The sequence below is a fragment of the Burkholderia sp. Ac-20353 genome (genome assembly GCF_017104785.1).
GTDB lineage: Bacteria > Pseudomonadota > Gammaproteobacteria > Burkholderiales > Burkholderiaceae > Burkholderia.
This window is the reverse complement of record NZ_JAAGPL010000382.1, coordinates 1-3,326: the sequence shown is the minus strand read 5'-3', so window position 1 is coordinate 3,326 and position 3,326 is coordinate 1. Positions and strand designations below refer to the sequence as shown.

At 66.9% G+C, this 3,326-nt stretch carries 2 protein-coding genes; one reads left to right on the top strand and one right to left on the bottom strand.

Features of this window, described 5'->3' with window-relative positions; all coding sequences use genetic code 11:
- Positions 1–2,379: Rne/Rng family ribonuclease (locus tag G3N94_RS40425; RefSeq protein WP_205799772.1), on the bottom strand; the 2,379-nt coding region annotated here is incomplete at its 3' end.
- A gap of 723 nt (positions 2,380–3,102) precedes the next feature.
- Between G3N94_RS40425 and G3N94_RS40420 the strand changes: the two genes are divergently transcribed.
- Positions 3,103–3,326 (top strand): S4 domain-containing protein (locus G3N94_RS40420; protein WP_277398613.1); only part of this gene is annotated, 224 nt, incomplete at its 3' end.

Here is a 3,326-nt window from a genome sequence, read left to right as displayed (position 1 = left end):
GTCACGCGCGCCGGCTTCGGCGTCAGCCATCACATCGGCGCCCGGAAGCGCTGCGGCCTCGTCGTCTACCGGTTCCGCATGGCTTTCGCCACGGTTCACGGTCTCGAGCGTGGCTGCGTGCTGGGTCGGCTTGCGGCGTTCACCGCGCTCGCGACGTTCGCCGCGTTCCTGGCGCTCGCCGCGGCCGGCCGCTTCGACGGCCTCCGGCTGCTCGACGCGCTCGCGCGGTTCGCGCGGCTCTCTATGTTCACGAGGCTCGCGCGGTTCACGCTGCTCGCGCGGCTCGCGTGCTTCGCGCGGCTCGCGCTGGCCGCGGCCTTCACGGGCCTCACGACCTTCGCGGCCTTCACGACCTTCGCGGGCCTCACGACCTTCGCGGCCTTCACGACCTTCGCGGGCCTCACGACCTTCACGCGGTTCGCGGGCTTCCTTGCCTTCGCGTTCCGCACGCTGCGGCTGGCCACGACCGGCGGCGGCTTGATCGCGGCCGCCTTGCGGCTGCTGCGCGCCGCCACGACGGTTGCGATTGCGGTCGGCGCCGCGTTCGCCACGCTGCTCGGTCTTTTCGCCGCGCTCGCGGGCCGGACGGGCCGCAGCCTGTTCCTGCACGGGTGCCGGGGCCGGCGCGGGTGCCGCCGGCTGCATGCCGAACAGACCCTTCAGCCAGCCGATGAAGCCGGTGCTTGCCGGGGCGACAGCCGCTGGCGCCGGGGCCGGTGCCGGTTCGGCTGCGCGCTGCGGTGCAGGGCTCGGCGCCGGGCGCTCGGGCGTGATGCCCTTGACCGCCGCTTCCTGCTTCGGCTTCACTTCGGCGGCGCGCTTGCTGTAGCCGATTTCCGACTCCATCTCGCGGGCGGCTTCCTCGGCCATCTTCCACGACGCGCGCGGATCGTCGAGGCGTGCGTCGTCGTGACGCAGGCGTTCGAGCTTGTAGTGCGGCGTATCGAGGTGCTTGTTCGGGATCAGCACGATGCCGACCTTGAAGCGCGACTCGATCTTGTTGATTTCCTGACGCTTTTCGTTGAGCAGGAAGGCGGTCACCTCGACCGGCACCTGGCAGTGGATCGCCGCGGTGTGCTCCTTCATCGCCTCTTCCTGAATGATCCGCAGCACCTGCAGCGCGGACGATTCGGTGTCGCGGATGTGGCCCGTGCCGTTACAGCGCGGGCAGGTCACGTGGCTACCTTCCGACAGCGCCGGGCGCAGCCGCTGGCGCGACAGTTCCATCAGGCCGAAGCGGGAGATCTTGCCCATCTGCACGCGGGCGCGATCATGCTTGAGCGCGTCCTTCAGGCGCTGCTCGACTTCGCGCTGGCTCTTCGCCGATTCCATGTCGATGAAATCGATCACGATCAGGCCGCCGAGGTCGCGCAGGCGCAGCTGGCGGGCGACTTCGTCGGCCGCTTCGAGGTTCGTGCGGGTCGCCGTTTCCTCGATGTCCGCGCCCTTGGTCGCGCGCGCCGAGTTCACGTCGATCGCGACGAGCGCCTCGGTGTGGTCGATCACGATCGCGCCGCCCGACGGCAGCGGCACCGTGCGCGAGTAGGCCGTCTCGATCTGGTGCTCGATCTGGAAGCGGGAGAAGAGGGGCACGTCGTCGTGGTAGCGCTTCACCTTCGACACGTTGTCCGGCATCACGATGTCCATGAACGCACGGGCCTGATCGTAGATCTCGGTCGTGTCGATCAGGATTTCGCCGATATCCGGCTGGAAATAGTCCCGGATCGCGCGGATCACGAGGCTCGATTCCAGATAGATCAGCATCGGCTGGCCGGCGTTACCGCTTTGCGAGGCCGCTTCGATCGCGCGCCACAGCTGCAGCAGGTAGTTCAGGTCCCACTGCAGTTCCTCGGCGCTGCGGCCGATGCCCGCGGTGCGGGCAATCATGCTCATGCCGTCCGGAATCTCCAGCTGCGCCATCGTTTCGCGCAGTTCCTGGCGCTCGTCGCCCTCGATGCGGCGCGACACGCCGCCGCCGCGCGGGTTGTTCGGCATCAGCACGAGGTAGCGGCCGGCGAGCGAGATGAACGTCGTCAGGGCCGCGCCCTTGTTGCCGCGCTCTTCCTTCTCGACCTGGACGATCAGCTCCTGGCCTTCGCGCAGCGCGTCCTGGATGCGCGCGGAGCGCATGTCGACGCCTTCCTTGAAATACTGGCGCGCGACTTCCTTGAACGGCAGGAAGCCGTGGCGATCCTCGCCGTAGTTGACGAAGCAGGCTTCGAGCGACGGTTCGATGCGGGTGACGATGCCCTTGTAGATATTGCCTTTGCGCTGTTCGCGGCCGGCGGTCTCGATGTCGATGTCGATGAGCTTCTGCCCATCGACGATGGCGACGCGCAATTCTTCCTGCTGCGTCGCATTGAACAGCATGCGTTTCATGAACGACTCCAGGCGGCTCTGCTGCCGGCGCCTCGCGGGTGTCAGCCGCAAGGGCGGGGTCGACGGCAGGCCGCGCCTTGTTGTGTTGTCACAAGCACGCTGGAGCGGGAACGATGGCGGGGAGAATTGCCTGAAGAGGCGCTTGGGCCCGAACGACGGGGCCGGCGGCCAGAGGGCACCTGCGAACACGGCTTCAAAGCACGGCGTCCACACACCGCACGCTGCACAAGCGCGCTAAGCCTGAGACCGGGGCACTGCCGCGGGGCGCGTCGCAGTAAGTCGCGCGCGCCGACGGGCGGCAGATGCTGCGGCTCGGGCCGCAGCGGGGAGTATCGAATCCAGCCCGACTTTCCCGCCTGGGGTGTTCTTCCTTGGTTTGACGTCGCCAGTCCCCGCACGCTTCGCGGGGCCAAATCGGGCGCAACGCCGTTTTTCGCAACCGGCAGCCGGTACGGACGCGATTCGCGCCGCCCGTCTGCCAATTAAATTCTTTTCAACCAACTTTCCGTTACCGCGGCGCCTTGCCGACCGAATCCGCCTGTGGGCGCGATCCTTGCCGGCGGCAGGTGCCGTGCGTGCAACTTGCTGCTTCTCTTGGTTCGGGGCGAGCAGCGAACCCCCGGCGCAAGTAAAATGACGGTTTGCGCTTGCGCCTCACCCAATCCGTCCAGGCCGGCCGATCAGGCCGCCCGCTACGTCAGGCTGGGCAAAATTATATTCAGTATGAATGAGTTAGGCAAAATATCCCAGAATTCGGTCGTAAGTGGCCAGGTCTCGATGGTCGAGATCGACGAAAACGCCGCTGGTCAGCGGATCGACAACTTCCTGTTGCGCGTCTGTAAAGGCGTGCCGAAAAGCCATATTTACCGGATCCTGCGCAGCGGGGAAGTCCGTGTCAACAAGGGCCGGATCGACGCGCAGTACCGGCTCGCGCTCGGCGACGTCGT